Origin of the sequence: Aquimarina sp. MMG015, from assembly GCF_018100855.1 — a bacterium.
Lineage (GTDB): Bacteria > Bacteroidota > Bacteroidia > Flavobacteriales > Flavobacteriaceae > Aquimarina > Aquimarina latercula.
Window position 1 is genome coordinate 361238 of sequence record NZ_JAGJEB010000001.1, and the last position, 25066, is coordinate 386303.

General features: G+C 32.0%; 29 protein-coding genes. 24 read left to right on the forward strand and 5 right to left on the reverse strand.

Annotation, left to right across the window (positions count from 1 at the left end):
- Nucleotides 1-168: 168 nt before the first annotated feature.
- The 24 genes from J8L88_RS01545 (at nt 169) to J8L88_RS01660 (ending at nt 20484) form a co-directional block, all read left to right on the forward strand.
- A complete protein-coding gene (locus J8L88_RS01545) occupies nt 169-1419 on the forward strand; it encodes a helix-turn-helix domain-containing protein (protein ID WP_211059771.1) in 1251 nt (416 codons plus the stop codon).
- Nucleotides 1420-1557: 138 nt separating this feature from the next.
- Nucleotides 1558-3162, forward strand: a complete 1605-nt coding sequence (locus J8L88_RS01550; RefSeq protein ID WP_118388257.1) for a fibronectin type III domain-containing protein — start codon at nt 1558-1560, stop codon at nt 3160-3162.
- 120 nt (nt 3163-3282) lie between these two features.
- Complete coding sequence (locus J8L88_RS01555) at nt 3283-4593, forward strand: hypothetical protein (RefSeq protein WP_118388255.1); 1311 nt, start codon at nt 3283-3285, stop codon at nt 4591-4593.
- 33 nt (nt 4594-4626) lie between these two features.
- Nucleotides 4627-5130 (forward strand): hypothetical protein, encoded by a 504-nt coding sequence (locus J8L88_RS01560; protein WP_118388253.1) that lies wholly within the window; start codon nt 4627-4629, stop codon nt 5128-5130.
- Nucleotides 5131-5249: 119 nt separating this feature from the next.
- Nucleotides 5250-5738, forward strand: coding sequence for a hypothetical protein (locus J8L88_RS01565; RefSeq protein WP_211059772.1), 489 nt, complete (start codon nt 5250-5252; stop codon nt 5736-5738).
- A 152-nt stretch (nt 5739-5890) separates the two neighbouring features.
- A complete protein-coding gene (locus tag J8L88_RS01570) occupies nt 5891-6910 on the forward strand; it encodes a kelch-like protein (protein ID WP_211059773.1) in 1020 nt (339 codons plus the stop codon).
- A gap of 55 nt (nt 6911-6965) precedes the next feature.
- Complete coding sequence (locus J8L88_RS01575; protein ID WP_211059774.1) at nt 6966-7475, forward strand: peptidoglycan DD-metalloendopeptidase family protein; 510 nt, start codon at nt 6966-6968, stop codon at nt 7473-7475.
- Nucleotides 7476-7539: 64 nt separating this feature from the next.
- Complete coding sequence (locus J8L88_RS01580; protein WP_120650373.1) at nt 7540-8196, forward strand: hypothetical protein; 657 nt, start codon at nt 7540-7542, stop codon at nt 8194-8196.
- Between the two features lie 65 nt (nt 8197-8261).
- Complete coding sequence (locus J8L88_RS01585) at nt 8262-8882, forward strand: SIMPL domain-containing protein (protein ID WP_027394566.1); 621 nt, start codon at nt 8262-8264, stop codon at nt 8880-8882.
- 20 nt (nt 8883-8902) lie between these two features.
- Entirely contained in the window at nt 8903-9499 is a 597-nt protein-coding gene (locus J8L88_RS01590; RefSeq protein WP_211059775.1) for a hypothetical protein, read from the forward strand.
- A gap of 12 nt (nt 9500-9511) precedes the next feature.
- Nucleotides 9512-10531: an RNA ligase family protein gene (locus J8L88_RS01595; protein ID WP_211059776.1), complete on the forward strand. Its 1020-nt coding sequence runs from the start codon at nt 9512-9514 to the stop codon at nt 10529-10531.
- A gap of 79 nt (nt 10532-10610) precedes the next feature.
- On the forward strand, nt 10611-11114 hold the full coding sequence (locus J8L88_RS01600) for a hypothetical protein (protein ID WP_211059777.1): 504 nt from the start codon (nt 10611-10613) through the stop codon (nt 11112-11114).
- An 83-nt stretch (nt 11115-11197) separates the two neighbouring features.
- Nucleotides 11198-11734, forward strand: a complete 537-nt coding sequence (locus J8L88_RS01605; protein WP_211059778.1) for a hypothetical protein — start codon at nt 11198-11200, stop codon at nt 11732-11734.
- 35 nt (nt 11735-11769) lie between these two features.
- On the forward strand, nt 11770-12204 hold the full coding sequence (locus J8L88_RS01610) for a hypothetical protein (protein ID WP_211059779.1): 435 nt from the start codon (nt 11770-11772) through the stop codon (nt 12202-12204).
- 254 nt (nt 12205-12458) lie between these two features.
- Nucleotides 12459-13049: a hypothetical protein gene (locus J8L88_RS01615; RefSeq protein ID WP_147404347.1), complete on the forward strand. Its 591-nt coding sequence runs from the start codon at nt 12459-12461 to the stop codon at nt 13047-13049.
- Between the two features lie 100 nt (nt 13050-13149).
- A complete protein-coding gene (locus tag J8L88_RS01620; protein WP_118388240.1) occupies nt 13150-13470 on the forward strand; it encodes a hypothetical protein in 321 nt (106 codons plus the stop codon).
- A 66-nt stretch (nt 13471-13536) separates the two neighbouring features.
- A complete protein-coding gene (locus tag J8L88_RS01625; RefSeq protein WP_108804671.1) occupies nt 13537-13872 on the forward strand; it encodes a zinc-ribbon domain-containing protein in 336 nt (111 codons plus the stop codon).
- Between the two features lie 134 nt (nt 13873-14006).
- Nucleotides 14007-14564 carry a hypothetical protein gene (locus tag J8L88_RS01630; RefSeq protein WP_118388237.1) on the forward strand — a complete coding sequence of 186 codons (558 nt, stop codon included), beginning with the start codon at nt 14007-14009 and terminating at the stop codon, nt 14562-14564.
- Nucleotides 14565-14625: 61 nt separating this feature from the next.
- Complete coding sequence (locus J8L88_RS01635) at nt 14626-15366, forward strand: hypothetical protein (protein WP_118388235.1); 741 nt, start codon at nt 14626-14628, stop codon at nt 15364-15366.
- 131 nt (nt 15367-15497) lie between these two features.
- Nucleotides 15498-16208 carry a hypothetical protein gene (locus tag J8L88_RS01640; protein ID WP_211059780.1) on the forward strand — a complete coding sequence of 237 codons (711 nt, stop codon included), beginning with the start codon at nt 15498-15500 and terminating at the stop codon, nt 16206-16208.
- The gene (locus J8L88_RS01645) at nt 16208-18136 is read left to right on the forward strand and encodes a T9SS type A sorting domain-containing protein (protein WP_211059781.1); all 1929 of its coding nucleotides are present in this window, start codon (nt 16208-16210) and stop codon (nt 18134-18136) included. Before J8L88_RS01640 ends, J8L88_RS01645 begins: the two co-directional genes overlap by 1 nt.
- A 28-nt stretch (nt 18137-18164) precedes the next feature.
- On the forward strand, nt 18165-18560 hold the full coding sequence (locus J8L88_RS01650) for a DUF2721 domain-containing protein (RefSeq protein WP_027394579.1): 396 nt from the start codon (nt 18165-18167) through the stop codon (nt 18558-18560).
- A gap of 44 nt (nt 18561-18604) precedes the next feature.
- Nucleotides 18605-20056, forward strand: a complete 1452-nt coding sequence (locus tag J8L88_RS01655; RefSeq protein WP_027394580.1) for a PAS domain-containing sensor histidine kinase — start codon at nt 18605-18607, stop codon at nt 20054-20056.
- Nucleotides 20057-20076: 20 nt separating this feature from the next.
- Complete coding sequence (locus tag J8L88_RS01660; RefSeq protein WP_211059782.1) at nt 20077-20484, forward strand: response regulator; 408 nt, start codon at nt 20077-20079, stop codon at nt 20482-20484.
- Nucleotides 20485-20545: 61 nt separating this feature from the next.
- Here J8L88_RS01660 and pyk read toward each other — a convergent pair whose 3' ends face one another.
- The 5 genes from pyk to J8L88_RS01685 form a co-directional block, all read right to left on the reverse strand.
- On the reverse strand, nt 20546-21973 hold the full coding sequence (gene pyk, locus J8L88_RS01665; protein ID WP_027394582.1) for a pyruvate kinase: 1428 nt from the start codon (nt 21971-21973) through the stop codon (nt 20546-20548).
- A complete protein-coding gene (locus J8L88_RS01670; protein WP_211059783.1) occupies nt 21973-22467 on the reverse strand; it encodes an IPExxxVDY family protein in 495 nt (164 codons plus the stop codon). Before J8L88_RS01670 ends, pyk begins: the two co-directional genes overlap by 1 nt.
- 198 nt (nt 22468-22665) lie before the next feature.
- Entirely contained in the window at nt 22666-23403 is a 738-nt protein-coding gene (rnc, locus tag J8L88_RS01675; RefSeq protein WP_027394584.1) for a ribonuclease III, read from the reverse strand.
- A 2-nt stretch (nt 23404-23405) separates the two neighbouring features.
- Nucleotides 23406-24659 carry a beta-ketoacyl-ACP synthase II gene (gene fabF, locus J8L88_RS01680; protein WP_027394585.1) on the reverse strand — a complete coding sequence of 418 codons (1254 nt, stop codon included), beginning with the start codon at nt 24657-24659 and terminating at the stop codon, nt 23406-23408.
- Nucleotides 24660-24676: 17 nt separating this feature from the next.
- Nucleotides 24677-24910, reverse strand: a complete 234-nt coding sequence (locus J8L88_RS01685; protein ID WP_027394586.1) for an acyl carrier protein — start codon at nt 24908-24910, stop codon at nt 24677-24679.
- Nucleotides 24911-25066: the final 156 nt, after the last annotated feature.

Genomic DNA, 25066 nt, shown 5'->3' on the forward strand with positions numbered 1-25066 from the left:
AATCATGTAACTGTAGTACAAGCATTCGTAACGACAGTACAACAGAGGATTTAATTCTTGTTTTACCTTGCTTTTGTAATTGAAAGCAATCAATTCCTGTTTGAATAATATAGCCGCTTTTTTTGTGACTTAATTCAAGCAGTTTTGGTAAGGACAAAAAAAATCAAAATGGACATTAAGAAAAAATCAGGCAATAGTACTGCCGAAGAAATCACTCGTAAGTTTATAATAGTATGTTTGTTATTTGCTATAATTGCAATTATAATATCTATACTAGATCGTAATTCAATATCAATAAGTCGTCTATATACAGAATTAAACATTTGGTGTATTCTAATCACATCCCTTCTTTTCTTATTTTTTGAGACTAAAGAAACATCAGAATTGTTATTAAATGATTCTTTTATTACTTCCTTTGATCAGCATAATGCTTTAAATCTCCAGAAGACTAAAAAGAAAGTATATCCCAAAAAGGAAAACAAACCAACAGAGAAAAGTATCAATAGATTATCAATCCCCTATATTGATGAGGTTTTTGATGAATTTGAAGATGATTATTTGCAAAACGCTCCGATCCAAACAATAGCTATACTAAGTTATTTTGCAACATCACTTTTTGAAAAGAATAATGTAAACGATGTACTCTGGGATATTGTAGAAAATTGTATTTCTCATCTTCATCTAGAAGATTGTGTTATTTATATGTTGGACAAAGAAAAAGAGTATTTGATTCAAAAAGCAGCTTTCGGAAACAAAAACAATGGAGAGAAGAAAATTGTTAGTCCGATAAAAATTAAGATGGGAGATGGTATTGTCGGAAATGTGGCAAAATCCCAAAGGTATCAACGCATTAATGATGTAAGTAAAAACAAAGCTTATATTGTTGATGATGAAACTAGAATGTCCGAACTATCAGTACCAATATGTATTGAAGGGAACATTATAGGTGTTTTAGATTCGGAACATTCGAAAAAAAACTTTTTTACCAATGATCATGTATTCCTATTCCATTTAATAGCAAAGCTCACAGAAAAAAAATTAAAGCAAATCTGTGGTAATAATACTAGCTGTAATATAACAAATGATAATACATACTATAAGGAACTTGAATTCTTAATGAAAGAAGCAAAATTATATAGAGATCCTAATTTAGGTTTAGATAGTGTAGCACATAAATTAAAAATTAGTAGTAACTATTTGTCTCAGTTAGTGAATAAATTAACTGGAAAAAATTTCGCAGATTATATAAATACATTTAGGGTAGAAGATGCTAAATTAAAATTAAGGAATACTAATTTTATAAATTATACCATTGTTGGTATTGCTTTAGAATCTGGATTTAACTCTAAATCTACATTTTATAGTTCGTTTAAAAAAGTGACTGGTATTTCCCCTAGTGTTTATAGAAAAACAGGTTAAAAATGTCCCAATTCTTTGAAATTCAAACTTTCCGGATACTTCACGCTTTAAACTGATCTACATTTATTGTCCAGAGTATGTTATAGTTCATTCTGATAAAGATGCTACAAACATTTTTTGATAATAAATTTGAATATTATGAAAAAGAATAATTTTTTATATCTGTTCCTAGTAATAGGTTTAATAATAATTAGTTGCAAAAATGATGATGATTTAATCGTTTTACCCCAAAACCAAAATCCAGGAAATTTCTTAATAGGTGTTAGTCAAGTTACAGCAAATAGTTCGTTATTAAATTGGGATGCAGCAATTGACCCAGATGGTGATACTGTTTCTTATGAAATAACACTAAACGGAGCTGAAATAGCCTCCTCTCTTACAGATACGGAGTATTTATTAGAAGAACTTTCTCCTAATACTAATTATAATGGAACTGTTATAGCTTCTGATGGAAACAATGGTACTACTCAAAGCACTTTTTCATTTACCTCAGCTGAAACAACAGGGGATATGGTAGCAATTGCCTGGGAGAAATCCTTTGGAGGTTCTGAAATTGATGTTGCATATTCAATAGCACTTACCACTGATGGAGGATATGTAATAGCAGGAGTAGCCAATTCTGATGATGGTGATGTAGGAGGGAATAATGATGCAGACGGTTTTTTAGGAGGGGATTTTTGGGTAATTAAATTAAATGGTTCAGGAGATTTATTATGGGAAACTAATATTGGAGGCTCTTCGAATGATGATGTTTATAGTATACAACAAACATCAGATGGAGGATATATTGCAACAGGATCTAGTAATTCTCAAACAAGTATTGATGGAAGTCCTTCTTTTTTCGATTTTTGGGTTATAAAATTAGATGCATCCGGAAACGTGATTTGGGAAAATAATTATGGAGGAAGTGGAAATGAGGGTGCGAACTCTATTAACGAAACATCAGATGGAGGATATATCGTTGCTGGTTTCGCTGGTTCATCAGATGGAAATGTAAGTGGTAATAATGGAATGATGGATTTTTGGATCATAAAAATAGATAGTTTAGGAGCTTTAGAATGGGAAAAAAACTTTGGAGGGAGTGAGTTTGATATCGCGAATTCAATAGAGCAAACTAACGATGGCGGATATATAGTAGGAGGATATACGGAATCTTTTGATGGTGATGTAAGTAATCATTATGGTGACAGAGATTACTGGATTATAAAATTAGATCCTTCTGGAAACCTTGTCTGGGAAAAATCTCTAGGAGGCACATTAGAGGATTTTGCTAATGATGTTCATCAAACTATGGATAACGGGTATATCGTAGCAGGATTTTCTGAATCCTCTGATTTTGATGTTAGTAATAACAACGGAAAAAAAGATATGTGGATTGTTAAGTTAAATAGTTCAGGAGAAATAGTTTGGGAAACCAGTTTGGGAAGTTCAGAAAGTGATAGCGGTCAATCTATTCAGCAAACTACGGATCAAGGATATGTTGTCGCGGGTTACTCTGGAGCAAGTGATGGAGATGTAAGCACTAATAATGGTGGGTATCGAGACTATTGGATTGTTAAACTAAGTGATTTAGGAGAACTATCTTGGGAAATTAGCGTTGGAGGTCCAGAACCAGATTATGCCAACGCAATTCAGCAAACCAACGATGGTTATATTGTAACAGGATATGTTCAAGGGCCTGGAGGTGATATTAGTGGTTCTGGTAAAGGTAAATGGGATTATTGGGTAGTAAAGTTAGAATAAACAGTTAGACAAAATTATGTAGTGATAGAGTTTTTTTGTCCAATTTGCTTTTCATTACTTGTGGATCCTCATTATCTAACCTAACCGCAGTGATGAGGATCCTTTTTTTAAATTTAAGATATGAAACGATTTACATTAATTTTAGTATGTACCATTTCTACTTGTTTTTTTGGGTATTCTTGTTTTTGGGATTATGACACTATAGAAATGGAAAGAATGCAGTTTCCAGATGTAATTGAATTAATATCAGGAAAGTTTTTAAGGCATTCACCTGAGTTTTATCAATGGCGAATACAAGATAGAAAGGAAAAACTAGAGAAATCTCCGGATAACTTAGAACTATATGATGATCTTGCCGTTGCGTATTCAAAAATTGGTGATGATCCTAAAGCAATTCAAATTATTCTAAAAAAGGATAGTATCGCTCCTAATAACTATAAAACATATGCTAATCTCGGAACTTTCTACATCCATAATAATCAATTAGAAAAAGGAATAGAATATATTGACAAAGCAATTGCAATAAATCCAGAAGCTCATTTCGGAAGAGAAATCTATCAACGACATTTAGTAGAATATGTACTAAGTAAAAGGAAAAATGGAAAAGTTGTTCTTCCATTATCATTGGGATTTGATGATACTCGTGGAGGTTTTCCTATAAAGACATTTGATAATTTTTATACTTTTATAAGTGATAAATACAATAGTAAGAAAGCAGATACTATAGAAAAGAAATTATTGCCAAAAGAAGAACTTCAAAAAGCAATCAAGGGTGTCATGGGGATGATGAAGTTTGGTAATTATGACTCACCAATTTTACTAGAAGCCCTAGGAGATTTATTAATGGCAAGTGGTTGGAAAAGTGGAGCAAGACAATTAGCCGCAAGAGCATATTTTAAGGCTTCTTACCACAGCAAGGAAAAAGCTACAAAGGAGTTGTATGATCAGAAGATTGCACTTACACTCTATTACCAATATACAAAAAGAAGAGGTAATCGATTTACAATCGATGAGCTAGAAAAATCATTAAAAGAGGAAATTACAGAAGGAACTGCGTATTATGAAAAAATACGTAAAGACGAGATCAGGTGGATAGAACTTGGCAAAGATCCGGAGATTGAGTTTTCAAAAAAATATTATCAAGAACCATCACTTGGGACACTAATTCAGGAAGCAAGTACTTCAATAGATATAGTTGAAAATAATTATCAAAAATATAAACCAGATGAGACGACTCATCTAAAACTATCGTCTAAAGACACTATTTTTTTGAAGGATAATCTAGAAACTGAAACTGATACAAAGCTAGAAAAAGAACAAAAGGCAACAGATAATAATCAAACGAATATACCTACCATAGTTTTTTTCATAATTCCTGTTGTTATTATCATTTTAGTGTACGCTATTAAAGTTCGTGGAACAAAATTTTAGTAAAACTCTTTTGCAAAAGAAATCATATCTAAAATGAGGTATATAGTATTTTTTATTGCGTTAGTTAGTATTTCCGAATCTCATGCGCAACATTGCCCTTGGGATTTGTCGTCAATTGTAATAGTTGATGTTCGTGAATCTAAAACAGGGAAAACAATCAATGGTTTGAAAATTATTGTAACAGATTCTAAAGGAAATCCGTATGAAAATGAATCTTATGGAGAAAACGGAACAAATGAATTGGTGTTTACTCAAAATATAGACAAGATTATACAGAAACGCTCTAGTTTTAATCAATTCCCATTATGTAATGGTTGCTATATACTAATAGTCTCGGGAAAAGGGAAATTGTATGAGAAATTTATAATGATAAAAGATACTACTTTCAAAAAAGGACAACATTTTCAAACCAAAATCGTAAAAATTAAGCCGGAAAATACTCAAAGCCTCTGTAGAGAAAGCCCTATTTGGAGTAACAATGATTTTTTAAACAAAATGAAGATTAATGTACTATTAAAAAAGAGGGGTCTTCCATAATAGATATGACATCTTTAAAAGTCCTAAATAATATCCGGATTCTTTGAAATTCAATGTTTTCGGACATCTAAGAGCAAGAGTCACAATACTTTTAATGTATTAACTAAAAATTATTTTACATGAAAAAACAAATCAAAAAACTAGCACTATTTTGTATAATAGCACTAGTTGCATCGTGCTCAAAACCTGAATTAGATAATACAGATGAAACCTTAGCTACACCAAAAGTCGAAATTGTAGAAAGTGCAAAAGACTGGGGATTTCCGGGTGATGATGAATGGCAAATTCCACATCTTGTTGGGGTGTACGGTCCTTCTTCTTTAGATGCCTATGAGGTAGGAACGTATTCATATTTTCTACCAAAAGATGTATTAGCTTCACTTCCTAGTAGCCTAAGAGGTTTTAGAATAAGATTTTGGGCAGAAAATACTTTTGGATTTCTAATACCAATTCAAACCGATAACGTAGGTGCTAGTACTTCAAGCCTTAGTTTTCCTGTGTATGGAAGTGGCAGCACAACTAGGTGGCGCATAGAATATATGGTATATAATAAAAAAACAGGATCAGTTGTTGATTCAAAATTTAAAAATGTCTTAGTCACTAATTAATAAAATAACCAAGTGGGTTGAATACTCAACCCACTTGGTTTAGATTATGTATTTGTAAAAAAATATCCGAATTCTTTGAAATTCAAACTTCTCGGACATGTAAGGTAAAATTGGAGTTTATTTTTGATCATATGTTATTAAAAACGTGTGATATGAAAAATAGATTTAAATACATTTTTAGGCTATTAACAGTTTTTTTGATTGTTTGTAGTTGTGAATTAAAAGAAGAAGATATACATGAGGAGGCTTCTCAGGTTTCTTCAGAAAAAATGCTCCCAGTAGGTGGAATTACGCTTCCAAATACTGTCGTAAATGAAGAAACTCCATATGGAGGAAGAGCAGCTCATACTTCAGCCGTGTTTGATGATAAAATGTGGGTGATTGCGGGCATCCGAAACCAATTTACGTATAACGATGTTTGGAGTAGCAAAGATGGTAAAAATTGGGAAGAAGTAAATCCTAATGCATCATTTGCAGAGCGTTATGGTCATGCTATGACTGTAGCGGATAAGAACATGTGGATTGTAGGAGGTACTCAAGGAAATCAGTACTTTAATGATGTTTGGCGCAGTACTAATGGAAAGGATTGGATACAGACTGCAAAAAATGCTCCTTTTTCTTCACGTAGATGGCATACGCTGGCAAGCATAGAAAACAGGATATTTTTGATTGGTGGGTTAAGTGATAATTTTGATGTAAAAGGAGATGTGTGGATTAGTAGTGATGGAGTACAATGGAACTTGGTAACGAATCTAGCTCCATTTGGCAGGCGATATGGACATGCAACGGTGGTATATGATAATAAAATATGGGTTATCGGAGGATACGACAATAATGGAAATTACCTAAATGATGTTTGGTATTCTATAAATGGATTTCAATGGAATTTAGCTACGGCTAGCACTCAGTTTTCTCCTAGAAGAAATCACGCTGTTACCGTAAGTGAAAAAGGAATGTGGTTAACAGCAGGTATAGGTCCTAAAAATGATTATTATGATGATATTTGGTTTAGTCAAGATGGGATTGCTTGGGAGCACGTGAATGTGAAGAAAAAATTTCCTTCTAGAGGATATCATACTTCTTTATATTTTGCTAATAAATTATTAGTTCTTAATGGTTTTAGTCTGGAAAATGGTGCTACATATTTTCAGGATTTGTGGGGATATCAATAATACTTGATAAGGTAAAAACAGGCTAGGTTTCGATATGAGATTAATCAGGTTTTTAATGATTTTTATGCTAGCAATAGGTTGTGGTGATGATGATTCTTTAATCGATCAGATTTCTCCATCTTTTAGTATTACACCTATACCAATTGATCAGGTTAGTTCATTTATTCCATTTGGCGAGTCGTTAACTCCAACTCAACAAAACCCAGCGATTGAATATTTCACCAATCAATCGGATATAGAGGTAAGAGCGGTTAGTGATGGTGTTGTAGAAGATATCAGAATGAATATAAATATTGAGGATTTCGAGGTATGGATAAAACCAAGTAATAATTCTAACTGGCTCATTATTTATGACCATGTATTGGATATAAATATTTCTGTTGGTGATCAAGTGGATGCAGGTCAGATTATTGGTGTTATTGGTATTGGAAACAGGACAGAACTTCAAGTAAATGATGATCAAAATATAGCAAGGTGTCCACTACAATTCGGAACAGAAAATTTTGTACAACAACACATTAACTTTTCTGAAGAATGGTGTACTACAGAAACAGTTATTCCTTAGTAGGTCATCGACAAAATTTAATATGAGTTAAATAATTGCTTTATAGATTGTTAAGGGTGTGGGAATGAATTACAGTAAAAAATATAATTATCTTGATTTTAGAGAGTTTTTACAATATCCCTATTACCAGAAGATAGCGCGATTGAGCAGTGCAAAAAGATTACTTGAGTATCAAGTCGAATTCATTGATATATACTCAAAATATATCCCACTATATCCTTCGGTCAAATGCGAACGCTTAGAATTTTTATATCTCTGTTATAGAACTGTGCAGGCTATGGATGAAAAACTGTTTCAGGATTTTATCAATTTTAATTGGAGAGGAATAGTATGGGCTTGTTGGACAGGTTGCATAACGCCATATCCAAAATCATATATGATAGAACAGCTAAAAGAAATAGAAGATGATCTGCCTTATAATAAATGGTTAATAGAAACTGCTGTCAACATTTTATCCGGAAAAAGTAAGGATGATGAATTATATAATTACATATCTAAATTAAAATATTTCATAGGATTAATGCCAAGAGTGGAAATACCTTTACGGCCATTACCTAGTGAAAAACAATTACATAATCAGGAAATATTTAGAAATAGATTAAAAACAATTTATCAGACGAAAGGCACAAATGAAGCAATCATTTTTTTTCAAAAAAATAAGTCTTCAATTTATGATGTGAACTATAAAGAGTGGCTAAGAAATATATCCAAAATAAAGTAAAAAAAAGCTCTTTTAAATTCGGTTAACAACTTAATATTTATATAAATAATTTAAAAAAAAACGTTATGAACTTGATAAAAAAAATACTCATAGTTTTCATACTATGTCAAGGCTTTTTAAACGCACAACAACAAAATTCGATTTCGGTTATTGGTGAAGCGAATAAAACAAATGAAATCAACACCTATATTGTAAATGTAGAATTTAGGGAAGTTATAGGTTATAAGAATAGAAATAATATTAATATAAAAAGCAAAACAGTAAGCGAATTAGAAAAGGAATTTGCAGCTGCATTAAGCAAAGTGAATATTAATTTCAGTCGTTTCGAAGAGGATATAATGTATCGTATTTCTTCTTATGATTATACAAACTCTTCTTTTTATTTTTACAAGACAACTTCGTTAGATGAAGTGAAAAAAATAATAAGTCAAAAAATAGAAGGTGTCACTAATACTAAAGTAGATATTATTGCTAAGGAAATGACCAATGAACAAATTGGAAAATTAACTAAAGAGGCTGTAGATGATGCGAGAAAAACAGCTGATCAGATAGCTATCAATATAGGAAAGAAAGTAGGAGACGTTATCCAAATTGAAAACCCAAATAACAAATACAAATATTATAATGCGGTGGCCGTAAAGGAGCCAACAAAGTATTATATTAAGGTTGTTTTTTCGCTAGAATAATTATGATTAAAATAGTTCAAATGAATCCAGTTTTATTAATGTGCCTATTATGTTTCCTAGGTTTAAGTTGTAATACTAAATCAAAGAATTTAGAAAAGGTTTCTAGTATTGAAACCAAAGTAGAGGATACACTTGCTATAGGATATACCTATTGGTGGCCACAAAATGGTCCTTTTATTGGTAATTGTGGCGAAAAATACAGCCTAGTTTTTCTAGGAACTATTAATGAAATTTATAAAAAAACCGAAAAAGAACAGTATGAATCTCAAACGGGAATTGTAAGAATAGATGAGGTGCTTCTTTCAAAAGAACTTAAAAACAGCAGCTACCAAGAAGAAACATACGTTTCTTCTGATTGTTTTGCTAATGTAGATGTTAAGAAAGGAGATAAAGTGATCGTTTTTTGTTATGAATATGAAGGTAGTAATAGTATTCCTGGTGGAAAATCAATACTAAAGATTAGCGAGGGTAATGATCCAATTGTAACATCAATAAAACGATACATTCAATCAGACCAAAATCCCCTGTCTATCGAAGATGATGTACACATTTGGGAAGAAATAGAACTTGGATCAGAACTGAGACAAATTATTTCTTGTAAAAAAACTATTCTCTAAAATTAAAACCCAATGATAGAAAGTTTTTCTGGATATGAAAAAACTGCTAAGAATTTAAAAGGTTTTGATGCGAATGATTTTAAGTCTTTGGATAAGTTAGATTGGGTTGTGACAGAAAAAATACACGGTGCCAATTTTAGTTTTATCTATGAAAATAGAGAGCTTACATTTGCTAAAAGAAAGGAATTACTGACCTGGAAAAGTGATTTTTTTGGTTTTCAACTAGTGGTAAAACAAATCGAAAGTAATATTCTTGAGCTTTTTGAAGAGTTAAGCTTACAATATAAAGCAACAAGGTATATTATTTACGGAGAGCTTTTTGGAGGCATATATCCACATGAAAATGTTACTCCAGATAAAAGAGTACAGGCTATACAAACAGGTGTTTATTATGACCCTTCTATAAACTTCTTCGCCTTCGACATAGCAATAATTTCCGATGCTAAGTACTATCTATCATACAAAGAAAGTATAACATATTTTGAAAAATACAATATATCATTTGTCAAACCACTATTCGTTGGTAAATTATCAGAGGCTTTAAATTTTAATATATCAATAAATTCTAAAATACCGCAAGAGTTAAACTTACCCAATATATCTGATAATTTAATCGAGGGAATAATAGTAAAACCATATGATTATACAATAAGTGTAAATAAGAGACCAGTCGTTAAAATTAAGAACAATAAGTTCGAAGAAGAAAATAAATTCCATCAGGCAAAAAAGTGGGCTTTTACTGAAAACACTAATTCTTATACAGAAGAACTATCATTTTTAATAGCTGAAATACGGAATTATTTGACTAAAAATAGATTAGATAGTGCTATTTCTAAAATAGGGGCTGTGGATCACAATAAGAAGCAAAGAATATCTGAATTAGAAAATGAATTTCTAGAAGATACTTTACTAGATTTTAATTTGGATAATAATGAGATTTTAGAAGGTATTGATAAAGCAGAACAGAAGTGGGTCATAGATCGAATAAGAGCTGATATTAGACAACTCATAGAAGACTTTAGGAGAGAATAAGACTAATAAAAACCGAAGTTATGATTGTAGATACTAGTATGTTGTGTTTAATTGAAAAAATGATCTAAATATTAATTAAATGGATGAGTTTGAAAAAAAATACCCATATCAAGGCAAATGGTTTTTAATCATCTTAGGTATTATTCTTTTTGGAGGAGCCGCTGTTTTATTTTTTATTAAAGCTATTGATAATGAAAAAGGGTTAATTATTAATAAACTAATTAAGTTATCTGAAACAGAAGCGGCTATTTTTCATTGGATATTTTTTACCATTAGTCTTTTATTTGTAATTGCTGCATCTACTGGTGCATATCTCAAACTTAAAAAGAAAGAGTTTTTAGTATTAAAAACAGATTCTATTATTATTCCCCCAGTAGGTTTTAAAAGAGTAAGAACTGAAATCAAGTTTTCTAATGTCATATCTATAAATGAGATGGAAGTTAATAGAAATCTATTTTTGACAATTGTTTTTGAAGGTGGTAAACGAACAGTTACTAGCAATTTATTGGAAAAAAAATCCGACTATCAATATATCAAAACCTACATTTCAAACAAAATAAACACAACACAACAAGATGTATAATTCATGGCTACCCGCTGGCTAAGCTACGAAACTATGTATTAAACGATATGCTTAACAAACTTTTCATCCCACATATGAAAGTAATGAGATTAATAACGTTTTTATTAGTACATATAATAAGTATACCTACTCTTCTTGGACAAGGGGATCATAATCTTTATATAGAGAAAAACATTAATATGAATCTTGCTGGGGGAGTGGCTTATGGAATACAAGGTATAGCAACACCACCATATACTTTTAAGTTATCTGCAGGTATAGAATATACTATTGGGAAAGGTTCAATATATGCCTTACCGGGAATTTCTGCTGGAATTGCTCCAGTTATTTTTTTTCATTTTGAAACTGGTATGGGATATCGATTTATGACCATTGATTATAGTACGAATTTTTATAAGACTAAAGAAGATGAGGTGACGCGAAGATTCAGTAACGGAAATATTAATTTGGGAATTCGATTTAAACTAAACAAAAAACGACAACGTAATTTATTTTTATGGATTAAAGCAGGCAAAAGCATTTCTGAAAAAGGATATGATGATGAGTTTCCTCCAATATGGAATGGATATAATGTAGAAGCAAGGATTGTATATAAAGTATTTAAATTGTTTAAAAAATGATGAGAGGGAGCAAAATTCTAATTTGTATTACGTTTATGATTTGTCAGCATTTTTGCTTTTCACAAAAAGAAAAAGAATTTGCAAATCGAGAAGAAATAAAAGAGGAATGTCAACAAATAATTGATGATTTTTCACAAAAGGATATTGTTGGTGGCCTCATCAAAATAGGGATGATGTGGGTTTTCACACGAGATGAATATAAATATACACAGCAGAGAGCAATGGATCACTTTGACACATTTGAAGTAGAATATGGGTCTTTAATTGAAAATAAGTTGGTGAAGGAAGATGTAATCGAAGATTTGATGTATATGATAACGTATGTCTTAAAATATGAAAGGAGTGGTGTACTAATAAAGTTTACATTTTATAAAGGAAAAAATGACAATTGGTATCTGAATGACTTTAAGTGGGATAACGATATACTAAGTTTGTTTAAAGAAAGCAGGAAAGAATTCACAGAATATTGAGGAATTTTATAAACTAAGAGTAAGTACTAGACACTATCCATTCTGAATCAAAATTTTTATATCTCCTAATTCTTCAAATCTAAAACCGTAGCTAGTGTAGTGATAGATATATGTTAGGTATCTTTAATTGAAGACGGTATTAATTATCTAAATACGTCCGAATTTATTGAAATTCAAACTTTTCGGATAGTGAAAAAACCACCCTTATTTAAGTTTGCTTCATTAACATTAAAAACTTTTATAAAATGAAAGCAATGAAAAAATTAATTGGATGTGTGATGATTGTATTACTATCCATAGGCAGTATCTCTTGTGAGGGAGAAGATGGTGCGGTAGGACCGCAAGGCGAACAAGGTATTCAGGGTGATCAGGGTCCGCAAGGAGATCAAGGGGATCAGGGTGATCAAGGAGATCAAGGGGATACAGGAACAGCAAATGTTGTGTATTCTGATTGGATTGCCAGAGATTTCGAAGTTAGTGGACCGCAACCATCCAACACACAGTTACTAACTACACTTAGTTCTGCTGAGTTAAATCTTAGTGAAGATGTAGTATTAGTTTATGGGCGTCGTGAAGTAAACGCTATTTTGTCTGAGGTATATCAACTTCCTTATGCTCTCACTAGCCAACAGGAATATTATACTTTTCAGGTGGCAAATTTTACAACTGGTGTAACTATACGAATTGAAGTATCAGCATTGGATAATGATGGAAATAACAATTTCACTTTTTTCAATGACTTCAGATATGTCATAATTCCTGGTGGAGTAGCTGCTGGAAAATCTGCAACGGACTATGAGAACATGTCTTATGAAGAAATAGTTCAGCTTTTTAACATCCAATAATCGTCCTAGAATAATTTAAAAAACTCTGAGTCTTTTATCTCGGGGTTTTTATAAATTTTTATGAGTATTAGGGATTCAGGTTAATGAGAAAAAATATTGTATGAGTGAACAAGTATCGAGGAGTAGAAATTCATTTTTCATTACAGAAGAAAAGAAATATAAATATTTGGGAGGGCATTTGACCATAGATGATTTTAAAATAAGAATACCATCCATAGGTTTAAAAAGAAAGTTCACCACTATAGCGCTATTGAGCATATTTGAAATCAATGAAGTTTATATCAATGATAGTTATTTATTAATTCTTCATTTCGAAGGTGGAAAAAGAAATATTAGTAGCAACCTAATGTCCAAAAAGGATGAATATTTAGAAATTAAAAAATTGATTTTGATTAAATCAAATAACAATGGTATAAGTTGAAATTACCCTGAAAACATGGAAGATTATAGGTGTAGTTTTAAGGAAAACTATAAAAATTAAAACACTATGATAATTTTTGGCAGCAGATCAGTTTATGTAACATCTAAACAATCTACTGGATCTATTTGTCCAAGTTGTGGTACTAAAGGTTCATTAAGGTTAATTGTGTTTAGAAGACATGTTCATGTTTTTTGGATTCCAATATTTCCCATAGGTAAAAAAGGAATGTCTCAGTGTCAGCATTGTAAAAATGTTCTTAATATAAAAGAGATGCCTGAACCTATAAAACAAGAGTGTATTACTTTAAAAAATAAAACTAAAGGGCCGATTTGGCAATTTGCAGGATTGGGAATACTCATAGTTATGATCCTTTGGGCTGCACTAATGACGAATATGAAATGAATAAAAGACTTATTTATTATAAGGAATTTTTATCCACCCAAATACGTCCGGATTCCTTGAATATCAAATATATCGGACATGTAAAGAACAAGTAACATTTATGTTTGTCGTATAATTTTAAAATAATAAAAGCGATGAAAAATTTAGTAAAATGTTTGATAATAGTTACAATATCACTGTTCATATTTTCTTGTTCTGATGGAGAAGATGGTGCTGTTGGTCTTGCTGGTCAAAATGGGATTGATGGAGTTGATGGGGTCGATGGAGATACGGGAACGGCAAATGTTATTTATTCTGATTGGATTCCTAATGGTTTTTCTGTTGGAGGAGGTTTAAATCAAAAAGTTTTTACTCTGGCTAACAGTCAAGAAATTATTGATTTGGATATTGACCTTGACATAAGTGTAGTGTTAGTTTATGCAAGAGGAGAAAGTGTTCTTTTAGCAGTAGGATTGGAAGCTGTACCGCTGCCGTATGAGTATCGATCAGAAGAACAATTATATACATATTCAATTGATAGTGGTCAAATAAGAGTATTAGGTTTGGTTACAGGTGGAAATAGTAATGATTTTGATTTTTTCGAAGATTACCGATATGTTATAATACCTGGTGGTGTAGCCGCAGGAAAATCAGTAGCTGATTATAAAAACATGACTTATGAGGAAATAGTAGACCTTTTTAATATTAAATGATGACTCTTAAGAAATTAAAGATTTACAGCTTTTCCAATAAATCACTAAAACTAAATAACAGATGAAAATAATTAAATATATAGGAATATTATTGTTTGTGGTAATTATAAGTGCTTGCAGCAGTGATGATGACTCTAATAGTATAAGTATTGAGTATGAACAAAATTTTATTGAGACTAGCTTTTTGGAGGAAGGAGAAACGAGCCCTGCAACAATAAATATGTTAGAAGAAAATGGAACATTCTCTGCTACAACATTACCGTCATCAGATGGAGTTGACCTCGTAGGAAATTTTATTTTTATTAATTCGGAAACCGGAGTACTTAGTTGGAATAATTCTTTACCTCTTGGTGAAATTAATGTATTTGTTACAGCATTGAATGAATTTGGAACGGGCTCTGTAACGATAACAATTAACAATGTGTTTACTGGGCGAAATAAGTTTATGACTGGAGGCTTCAATAATGATACTTCAGATGATCCCTTCTCATCTATTATTGAAGATAATCTCCTTTTTAAATTACGAGATGATGGTGTGGTAACATTACTTTCTGAGTTCGAATCAACTGTAGTTGGTGGCGGAAATTGGAAGGCAGAAGGAGATACTATAAGGGCTTCATATACACATATCGATTATCCAGGAGAAAATCTAGTAATGAAAGGTGTTTTATCTACAATATTACCCGATGATCCTGCAATTGATTCTGAAATTGTATTTTCTGGGTTATGGGGGAAAGGACTTGATGAGAATGATAATATCGAAGAGTTAATGGGAGCATTTAGTTTTAAAGATGATTTCTAAAAATTAAAAACTTTTTTATTCTATAATACGTATTTGTGTAAGTCACACCTCACCCCTTTTTAAAAGAGCAGTAGGCTTATAAGTTTTAAAGCTTACTGCTCTATAATAATAACGTTTTAATTGAAGAATAGATGAAGACAATAAAATATATAGGAGCATTATTTTTTATTATTATTATAAATGCTTGTAATAATGATGATGACAACAATGGATTAAGAGTTGTATATGAAGAAAGTTTCATTGAGACCAGTTTTTTAGAAGCTGGAGAAACGTTACCACCAGCAGTGAATTGGTCAGAAGAGAGAGGAACATTCTCTGCTACAACATTGCCGAACACGGCACCAGATGATTTATTTTCAAGAGATAATTTGTCTATTGATGAAGAAACAGGTGTACTTTCTTGGGATAGATCGATCCCGTTGGGTGAGACAGAAGTTTTTATAACAGCATCTAATTCAATAGAAAGCGCAACAATAACCGTTACTATTAAAAACTCTTTTGTCGAAGGTCTGTTTTATGGAGGATTTAATAACGACGTAACCGATAATTCAAACGAGTCTTTTGGTTCTGGTAATTCTATAAATTTTACAAAAGAAGGAACAGCTGGGTTATTAGGTATTAGTGATGGTGATATATTTTCTATGGAGGGGACTTGGATTATAGATGGATCAATTATGATAGTCAATTTTGATAATAACAATCGTGTATTGAAAGGTATTGTGAATGGTAGAAGAGGTGAACCGGCAGCTACGTTTAACGGAGAATGGGGAGAAGGGTTGGATCAAAATAATAATATCGAAAACATCAATGGAGCGTTTAGGTTTTCACTAGAGGGAGAGTGATGAGAAATTTTCTTTACCTTTTATTATTTAGTAACTTTTCTGTAATTGGTCAAGTAACACTACAAATAGAAACAAGTCGAATTACAGGAGTAGCTCCATTATATGTTTTTTTTGATGCAACACAATCTGCAGGTTTAGATGGAACTAATGATTTGACAAATTCCGATTTCTCTTGGAATTTTGACACTACCAATACAGATGCTGATGGTACTTGGGAGATTTCTAAAGGAATGGTAGCGGGACATGTTTTTGAACAACCAGGAATATATACGGTACAATGCACGGTAACAGATCCTCAAGGGAATGTAGATATGCAAACTATTACCATAACAATAACTTCTTTTACAGGAATAACATATTACGTATCAGAAGATGGGGATAATTCTAATGATGGAGTTACTGCAGAAACCGCCTGGGAGACTGCAGAACATGCCATACAACAACTTAGTAGTAATGAGCAAATATTGTTTAGAAGAGGAGATACTTTTGATACTAATGGGGAAAATATTGAAGAACTACAAAATGGACCTATTATTATTGGTGCATATGGATCAGGGAACTCTCCAGTTTTAACTTCTAATACAGAAGAAGTTTTACAATTAATAAATTCTTCTGATATAAGGATTATGGATCTTCATTTAATACCACAAGGTACTGGTCCATTTGGAGCAGGAGCAATTACAGTTTTAAACAACTCCGAGAATATTGTAGCACTTCGTTTGGAAATAGAACAAACTACAGGAAGAGCAATTTACCAAGATGAATCAAATCTTTTTGGAGTTTTTGATTCTCAATTACATGATTTTGGAGTTATAGGTGTATTCTCTGGTGATAGTAATCGTTTTTCTTTTGTGGGAAATACAATAGATCAATTAATAGGTACTGCGCAACCCGAACATGGCATCAGGATTCAAGGAGGGGAAAAGCAGTTTTTAGCACATAATATATTAACAAACTTGGTAGATACCAAAACGGCTATCACTGTTAGAGGTGATGGACAAAGGCATGTTATGATTTATAGAAATAATATGGATAGAATATTAGGTGTTAATCCTCAAAATGCTCAAACTATTGCCGCAATTTCTGATGTGACTATAGAAGGTAATTATATTGGTCAAAATTCGGATTACGTTGGTCAATCCTTTGGACCAACGATAAATGGAATTAATATAGAAGCGACTAATGTCACTATCAGAAACAATGTTATTGATGGATATCGCAATGCGGTTTTTATAGGTAATGACGGTAATGGTGTACTTTCTGGTGAAGTAGATGTGTTTCATAATACAGTAAATTGGAGACCTGTAACTCCAGAAAGCGGAACATCTGGTCGAATTGTAAGAGTTAGAGATGCTTTTGAGGTAAATATCCAGAATAATGCTATTTCAGTTTCTAATGAAATGGAAGGAGAAATTCTAAATCAAGACGGCCTTAGCACAAATATCTTTACCAGTAGTAATTTAGTTACTGAAAATCCGAATTATATCTCAGGAACTTTGCCTGAATCAGCGGCAGATCAAAACAATATTTTAAATTATATATCCACTGAATTCAGCCCAATGGTCAACCAAGGAAGTAATAGCATACCAGTCTTTTTTGATATAATGAATAATCAAAGACCATCTGGTTCTAATAAAGATATAGGAGCTTTTGAATTTATAGATATTAATCTATCTATAGAAGAAAGCTTACAGGAAAGCTTTTTCATTTACCCAAACCCAGTTACTGATTATATTTATATAAACAGCATCAATGCCATATATGATCTAGCTTTTACGGATATAAATGGCAAACTATTGTTTAAAAAGGAAGGATGTAAATTCCCAATAGATATAAGAAATTTTCCACAAGGTTTATATTTTTTATCTCTGAAAAATGAAAAAATGGTGGTAACCTATAAAATTATAAAACAAACTATTCCAAATTAAACTAACTTAGTGTCAAACTTTTATTATTATGGCACTAACCATGGGAATCCCAGCTTTACTTTTTCCAGCAATATCGTTAACCATGTTGGCTTATAACGCTAGATATTTGGCAATAGCAGCATTAATAAGACAGTTGCATAAGGAATACCTAAATTCACCATCAAAAAACACCGTATTACAAATTAAAAATCTTAGAAAACGATTGTGGTTGATTAGAAATATGCAAGCGATCGCTATTATTAGTTTTCTTACGAGTGTAATTACTATGTTCTTATTATATGTAGAAAATAATAGCTTAGCGAATTTAATATTTGGGATAAGTTTATTTGCTTTGATGATTTCGCTTTTATTATCATTTATAGAAGTACAGATTTCTACAAAAGCATTGTCTATAAGGTTGGACAGAATAGAAGAAAACAATTAGAAATCCTTATATTGTTAGAACCTTTATATTTTAACCAACTTTAAATGCTCCAGAATGAACTTTTTAACAATGTGATGCAAGACTTCAATACGGGTTATTGGGAGTTGCATATCGATCCGTATAGAGAAAATTGGTCAGAAAGATTTTATGAAATTCTTGGATACTCTAAAGATGAGGTCCAATCAAATTTTGATTATTTTTTAGAGCATCTTATTCACAAAGAAGATATTGATGTCTTCAGAGATAATTTCTTGAACTATCGAATAAATACGGTAAATTTTAAACAGCATATTAAAATATTAAATGCTAAAGGAAATTATCAATTATTTCGTTGTGTTACTAATGATGCATTACCTGTAAATATTAAGGCAGAAGCTAGTTTTGTTTTTTTCTTCGAAATTAAACTTGAACCAGACAAGACTATAAAAAAAGATAATTTCTACTATAAAGAGACTGCTCAAATGACTGCTACAGGCAGTTGGTATGTAGATTTTCATAAAAAAGAAAGTTCTTGGGATTTTGAAACTTATAGGATACTCGAGTATCCGGAAGATTATAAACCATCTCTAAAAGATTCGGCAAATTATTATTCTGAAGATCATAGACAATTGGCAGCTGATTGTTTTTTTAATTGTGCTATGATGGGAACTCCATTTAATACCGAAATTAAAATGGTTACTGCTAATAATAGGGAGTTTTGGGCAAGAGCAATCGGAAAACCAATATATAACGAGAACAAAGAAATTATTGGTATTCGAGGAGTTTTTCAGGACATTGATGATATTAAAAGAAAAGAAGTTAGTTTACAGAAATCAGTGGACATTATTGCCGCCCAGAATTCTAGATTATTCAATTTTGCGCACATTGTCTCACATAATCTTAGATCACACACAAGTAACTTGTCCTTATTAGTTCAGCTTATAGAAGATATTGATGATCCCAAAGAAAAGGAGGAGTTAATTAAAGAAGTGAAGACAATTTCGACTAACTTAAATACTACGATAGAACATCTTAACGAGATTGTTACTATACAGACTAATAATAAACAAGAAAGAGTACCGATTAAATTTAAAGACGCTTTAAAATTGGTAGTAAATGGTATTAGTCATATGATTAGCAATAGTAACGCTGATATACAAGCTGATTTTAATGAAGTAGAAGAGATTGCCTATATACCGGCGTATTTAGAAAGTATCTTACTCAATTTAATAACGAATGCAATAAAATATAAACATCCAGATAGAGAACCTATTATTTTTATAAAGACATATGTAGATGATGGAAATAAGTTTTTAAAAGTTTCTGATAATGGTGTAGGTATTGACCTGAAACTCTTTAAAGATAAAGTGTTTGGGATGTATAAAACTTTTCATTACAATAAAGATGCTGTTGGCATCGGATTGTTCTTAACAAAGAATCAGGTAGAATCGATGGATGGTACTATAAGTGTAGAAAGTGAAGTGAATAAAGGAACTACTTTTACAATAGGATTTTAAACACACATAATTCTTATATAATGGGCGATAAAATAGAATTGGCATGCATTATCGATGATGATAGTGTCTATGTAAATTTGGTAAAACGAATAATTGAAGCAAAACAGCTTTGTAAAAATTTATTAGTTTTCGAAAATGGAAAAGAAGCTTTGAGTTATTTTGAAGCTATTTTAACTAATGTAAGCGAAGAAAATATTCCTGAAATAATTTTTTTAGATCTAAACATGCCAGTTATGGATGGTTGGGAGTTTTTAGAACAATTTATCAGTATTAAAAATAATTTTGGGAAAGTTATTACACTATATATTGTTAGTTCTTCTATTAATCCACTCGATATTACTAAGGCAAAGAACATAAAAGGTGTAAAGGATTACTTAATTAAACCTGTAACAATTGAAGACTTAGAATCGATCTTTAGTTTAGCGTAAAAGAAAAAAGACTTCTTATTAAGAAGTCTTTTTTATAACATTTAGATATTATGAGGTATGCTTACATCTGCGATACTCTTAATGTATTTACCATTCCTTTTTCGGCGACTGGCATTGCGGCAAGATTAATTAACATGTCGTTTTTTTCAACAAAACCTCGTTCTAAGGCTAAATTGTTAACGTCTTGTACTGTTTCATCAGTACTCACATATTTATCATAATAGAAGGCTTTTACTCCCCATAATAGACTAAGTTGAGAAAGAATTCTTCTATTACTGGTAAAAACTAAAATATGAGCTCCAGGTCTCCAAGCAGAGATCTGAAAAGCAGTATATCCACTATTAGTAAGTGTGCAGATTGCTTTAGCCTCTATATCGTTAGCCATATGTGCAGCGTGATAACAAATAGATTTGGTAATAAATCTATTTGTTCTAATATGAGGTGGACTTTGAGGTACTTGTATTAATTCAGAGTTCTCAACACTATTAATAATTTTGGTCATAGTCTCAATAACCTGCACTGGATATTTACCAACAGAGGTTTCACCTGATAGCATAACCGCATCCGCACCATCCATAACAGAATTAGCAACATCATTAACCTCTGCACGTGTTGGGGTTAAACTATCAATCATAGTTTCCATCATCTGAGTGGCAATGATTACTGGAATTCTTGCTGTTTTAGCTTTTAAAACTAGTTTCTTTTGTATAAGAGGAACTTCTTGAGCAGGGATTTCTACTCCAAGATCTCCTCGCGCTACCATTAAACCATCGCAGTATGCAACAATTTTATCAATGTTTTCTACACCTTCAGGTTTTTCGATTTTAGCAACAATAGGAATTTTATGTTCACTATGTTCTTTAATTAAATCTTGTAATTGAATAAGATCCTGTGCGTGACGCACGAAAGATAATGCGACCCAATCAACCTGTAGACTACAAGCAAAAATAGCATCCTTAATATCTTTTTCAGTAAGAGCCGGTAATGAAATATTTGTATTAGGTAAGTTCACCCCTTTTTTAGATCTTAGAGGTCCACCTTGAATTACTTTGGCCTTTACGGTATCTTTATTATTAGAGGAAACTACTTCGAAAATTAATTTTCCATCATCTAGTAAAATTCTTTCCCCTGATTTTACATCTTTAGGAAAAGTATCATAGTTCATATAAACACTTTCTGCGGTACCTTCAAAAGGCTTTCCTGTGACAAAATTAATATGATCACCATCATTAACAATGACATCTCCTTTCATAACACCAACCCTTAATTTAGGGCCTTGTAAGTCTGCTAGAATAGCTGCATTGTAGCCATGTTTAGAACCTAAATCACGTATCATTTTAACTCGTTCTTTTACATCTTCATAGTCAGCATGAGAAAAATTAATTCTAAAAACATTTACACCCGCATCTAGCATTTTTTTCAATACATCTTTTGTACTGGTAGCGGGTCCAAGTGTTGCCACTATTTTAGTTTTCTTAGTTTTCGGCATTATTCAAATATTAAGTTGTTCTTTGATTTTAGTTGTGTATAATCTACTACGTAAGCTGTAATAATTTGTGGTATAGTAAGTAGATTAGTAGTTAATGTTTTACTTGAAAACTGAGAAGTTTCAGCTTCTATTTTCAGAAAGTAATCCACATTTTTTAGTTCTGGGATGAGGTGTTTGGTAACATAGCGTTCTTCCGTTGCCTCAGCAAACAAACCTTCTGTTGGCGCACTATCAGATTTAACTTTTGTCTTAAATTTATTTCCCAAAAGACTATAAGTATTATATTGAAAATGTTCATGATATTGAAACAGCGGAAAACTCGCCGATTGGGCATCATATTCAAATTTTATATCTTGATCTTTTCTGAAAAGTCTAAGATCCATATATTTATTTAACGCAAAAGCTAATCGATATGAAGCTAGCGAACTATGGATGGCAATTAGATCATAATCATCATCTTCTAGGGTATCTAAAATTAACCTTTGGATTGCCATTAAAATTTATATTTTTCCAGAATTATCGAGAAATATACAAATAAAATCTCCTTAGGAGTTTAATAAAACATAAAGATATTGTACGAAAACGATTGAGTTAGTATCTTTTAGGTAAGCATGGGTAAAAGTGACGTTAAAATGACAATTTTATAATCTATTAACAGCTTTTTAGAATAGAAATAAAAGAAAACTAAATTTTTATGGGAAATTAATTTTGGATTGAAATGCGAAATATGCCCTTTTAGAAGCTTTTTCTTCAGCTTTCTTCTTAGAAGTTGCTCTTGCTTTTGCTACTACTTTTTCATCGATCCAGAGTTTTACCGCAAAATGTTTCATTTCATCTTTTCCGGTATCTTCATAGATTTCATAGTTAAAATTCTTCTTTACCTTTTGACACCATTCTATCAACAAACTTTTATAACTAATAATTTGTCCTTCTAGGCTTTCAATGTCTACATAAGGATTGATAACAGATTCGTGTATAAAACGTTCACAATAAACAAATCCTCTATCTAGATAAATTGCCCCAATTAATGCTTCGAATAGATTACCATGAATATTTATACCAAATTGAGATTTTGGGATATTAGTTCTTACTAGTTCTATTAATTTAAGATCTTTTCCTAGTTCGTTTAGGTGTTTTCTACTTACTACTTTAGCTCGCATCTTGGTAAGATACCCTTCATTACCTTCAGGCACTTCTTTAAATAAATGGGCAGCGATAACGCTACTAAGCATGGCATCTCCAAGAAATTCTAGTCGTTCATAATTAACCGCATTTCCTTTTTTATCCTTAAGGTTTAGAGATCGATGCGTAAAAGCTTTTTCGTAAGGGCCAATGTTTTTGGGCTTAAAGCCTACGATATTTTGAATTTTAGAAAAAAAATTCCCGTTCTTATCAGAGCGGGAATTTAATATGTTGCGAATAACACTCATTATTATTCGTCTAGTTTTTTAAATAATACACAAGCATTATGACCTCCGAAGCCAAATGTGTTACTCATTGCATACGTAATCTCACGTTTTTGAGCTTTGTTTAGTGTTAAATTTAACCTGTTGTCTATGTTTTCATCCACAGTAGTGTGATTGATCGTTGGAGGCACTATGCTATGTTGCATTGCAAGTATAGAAGCAATTGATTCTATAGCTCCAGCTGCACCAAGTAAGTGTCCAGTCATAGATTTTGTTGAATTTATATTCATGTTAGGTGCGTGATCACCAAAAACTTTAGTAATAGCTTTCAATTCTGCAACATCTCCTAAAGGAGTGGATGTTCCATGAGTATTTATAGCATCTACTTGTTCTGGGTTTACACCTGCATCTCGTAAACAATTAAGCATTACACGTTCTACTCCAATCCCATCTGGATGCGGGGCAGTCATGTGATAAGCATCACTAGACATTCCACCACCAACAACCTCTGCATAGATTTTTGCGCCACGTGCTTTTGCGTGTTCATATTCTTCAAGGATAAGAGCACCACCACCTTCTCCTAAGACAAAACCATCTCTGGTTGCATCAAAAGGTCTCGAGGCAGTTTCCGGACTCTCATTTCTTGTAGATAATGCATGCATAGCATTAAATCCTCCCATACCAGCAATTGTAACTGCTGCTTCACTTCCTCCTGTTACAATGATATCGCAATGTCCTAAACGAATATAGTTTAGAGCATCGATCATAGAATTGGCTGATGAAGCACAAGCCGAAACCGTGGTATAATTAGGTCCCATAAAACCATTTCTAATAGAAATGTGACCAGGAGCAATATCGGCAATCATTTTTGGGATGAAGAAAGGATTGAAACGCGGTGTTCCATTTCCATTGGCATAACCAATTACTTCTTCCTGAAAAGTTTCTAATCCACCAATACCAGCACCCCAGATAACACCAACTCTAAATTTATCAACCTTCTCAAGATCGATAGCAGCATCTTTTATAGCTTCTTCAGAAGAAACAATAGCGTACTGCGCAAACTTATCAAGTTTACGTGCTTCTTTTCTTTCGAAATAATCTGTGGGATTATAATTTTTGACTTCGCAAGCAAATTTAGTCTTGAAATGTTCGGTATCGAAATATGTAATGGGTGCGCAACCGCTTTTACCATTTACTAATCCATCCCAATATTCTTCAATATTGTTACCGATGGGCGTCAATGCCCCTAGTCCTGTGACTACAACTCGCTTAAGATTCATATTGTGTTGTGAAGTTATTACTTTGCGTCTTCAATATAAGATATTGCTTGACCAACTGTTGCAATGTTTTCAGCTTGATCATCTGGAATCTGAATATCGAATTCTTTTTCGAATTCCATAATCAATTCTACAGTGTCTAACGAATCAGCGCCTAGGTCATTTGTGAAGCTAGCTTCAGTTACAACCTCATTTTCGTCTACTCCTAATTTGTCAACGATTATCGCTTTTACTCTTGATGCAATGTCTGACATAATGTTTAATTTTAATTTTTTAATTAGGTGGCAAAAATAAAAAACTTTATTTTAAAACCCCACAATCCGCTAAAAATGTATTTGTATTTTATCAAATATATGGAAGTATTGGCTTTTTGCTACCTAAAAATGGATAATAATTATTTTTTTTGTGCT

Coding starts and splice junctions, on each gene's coding strand:
- J8L88_RS01545 (WP_211059771.1), top strand. CDS start 169: ATGGACATTAAGAAAAAATCAGGCAATAGTACTGCCGAAGAAATCACT.
- J8L88_RS01550 (WP_118388257.1), top strand. CDS start 1,558: ATGAAAAAGAATAATTTTTTATATCTGTTCCTAGTAATAGGTTTAATA.
- J8L88_RS01555 (WP_118388255.1), top strand. CDS start 3,283: ATGAAACGATTTACATTAATTTTAGTATGTACCATTTCTACTTGTTTT.
- J8L88_RS01560 (WP_118388253.1), top strand. CDS start 4,627: ATGAGGTATATAGTATTTTTTATTGCGTTAGTTAGTATTTCCGAATCT.
- J8L88_RS01565 (WP_211059772.1), top strand. CDS start 5,250: ATGAAAAAACAAATCAAAAAACTAGCACTATTTTGTATAATAGCACTA.
- J8L88_RS01570 (WP_211059773.1), top strand. CDS start 5,891: ATGAAAAATAGATTTAAATACATTTTTAGGCTATTAACAGTTTTTTTG.
- J8L88_RS01575 (WP_211059774.1), top strand. CDS start 6,966: ATGATTTTTATGCTAGCAATAGGTTGTGGTGATGATGATTCTTTAATC.
- J8L88_RS01580 (WP_120650373.1), top strand. CDS start 7,540: ATGAATTACAGTAAAAAATATAATTATCTTGATTTTAGAGAGTTTTTA.
- J8L88_RS01585 (WP_027394566.1), top strand. CDS start 8,262: ATGAACTTGATAAAAAAAATACTCATAGTTTTCATACTATGTCAAGGC.
- J8L88_RS01590 (WP_211059775.1), top strand. CDS start 8,903: ATGAATCCAGTTTTATTAATGTGCCTATTATGTTTCCTAGGTTTAAGT.
- J8L88_RS01595 (WP_211059776.1), top strand. CDS start 9,512: ATGATAGAAAGTTTTTCTGGATATGAAAAAACTGCTAAGAATTTAAAA.
- J8L88_RS01600 (WP_211059777.1), top strand. CDS start 10,611: ATGGATGAGTTTGAAAAAAAATACCCATATCAAGGCAAATGGTTTTTA.
- J8L88_RS01605 (WP_211059778.1), top strand. CDS start 11,198: ATGAGATTAATAACGTTTTTATTAGTACATATAATAAGTATACCTACT.
- J8L88_RS01610 (WP_211059779.1), top strand. CDS start 11,770: ATGATTTGTCAGCATTTTTGCTTTTCACAAAAAGAAAAAGAATTTGCA.
- J8L88_RS01615 (WP_147404347.1), top strand. CDS start 12,459: ATGAAAAAATTAATTGGATGTGTGATGATTGTATTACTATCCATAGGC.
- J8L88_RS01620 (WP_118388240.1), top strand. CDS start 13,150: ATGAGTGAACAAGTATCGAGGAGTAGAAATTCATTTTTCATTACAGAA.
- J8L88_RS01625 (WP_108804671.1), top strand. CDS start 13,537: ATGATAATTTTTGGCAGCAGATCAGTTTATGTAACATCTAAACAATCT.
- J8L88_RS01630 (WP_118388237.1), top strand. CDS start 14,007: ATGAAAAATTTAGTAAAATGTTTGATAATAGTTACAATATCACTGTTC.
- J8L88_RS01635 (WP_118388235.1), top strand. CDS start 14,626: ATGAAAATAATTAAATATATAGGAATATTATTGTTTGTGGTAATTATA.
- J8L88_RS01640 (WP_211059780.1), top strand. CDS start 15,498: ATGAAGACAATAAAATATATAGGAGCATTATTTTTTATTATTATTATA.
- J8L88_RS01645 (WP_211059781.1), top strand. CDS start 16,208: ATGAGAAATTTTCTTTACCTTTTATTATTTAGTAACTTTTCTGTAATT.
- J8L88_RS01650 (WP_027394579.1), top strand. CDS start 18,165: ATGGCACTAACCATGGGAATCCCAGCTTTACTTTTTCCAGCAATATCG.
- J8L88_RS01655 (WP_027394580.1), top strand. CDS start 18,605: ATGCTCCAGAATGAACTTTTTAACAATGTGATGCAAGACTTCAATACG.
- J8L88_RS01660 (WP_211059782.1), top strand. CDS start 20,077: ATGGGCGATAAAATAGAATTGGCATGCATTATCGATGATGATAGTGTC.
- pyk (WP_027394582.1), bottom strand. CDS start 21,973: ATGCCGAAAACTAAGAAAACTAAAATAGTGGCAACACTTGGACCCGCT.
- J8L88_RS01670 (WP_211059783.1), bottom strand. CDS start 22,467: ATGGCAATCCAAAGGTTAATTTTAGATACCCTAGAAGATGATGATTAT.
- rnc (WP_027394584.1), bottom strand. CDS start 23,403: ATGAGTGTTATTCGCAACATATTAAATTCCCGCTCTGATAAGAACGGG.
- fabF (WP_027394585.1), bottom strand. CDS start 24,659: ATGAATCTTAAGCGAGTTGTAGTCACAGGACTAGGGGCATTGACGCCC.
- J8L88_RS01685 (WP_027394586.1), bottom strand. CDS start 24,910: ATGTCAGACATTGCATCAAGAGTAAAAGCGATAATCGTTGACAAATTA.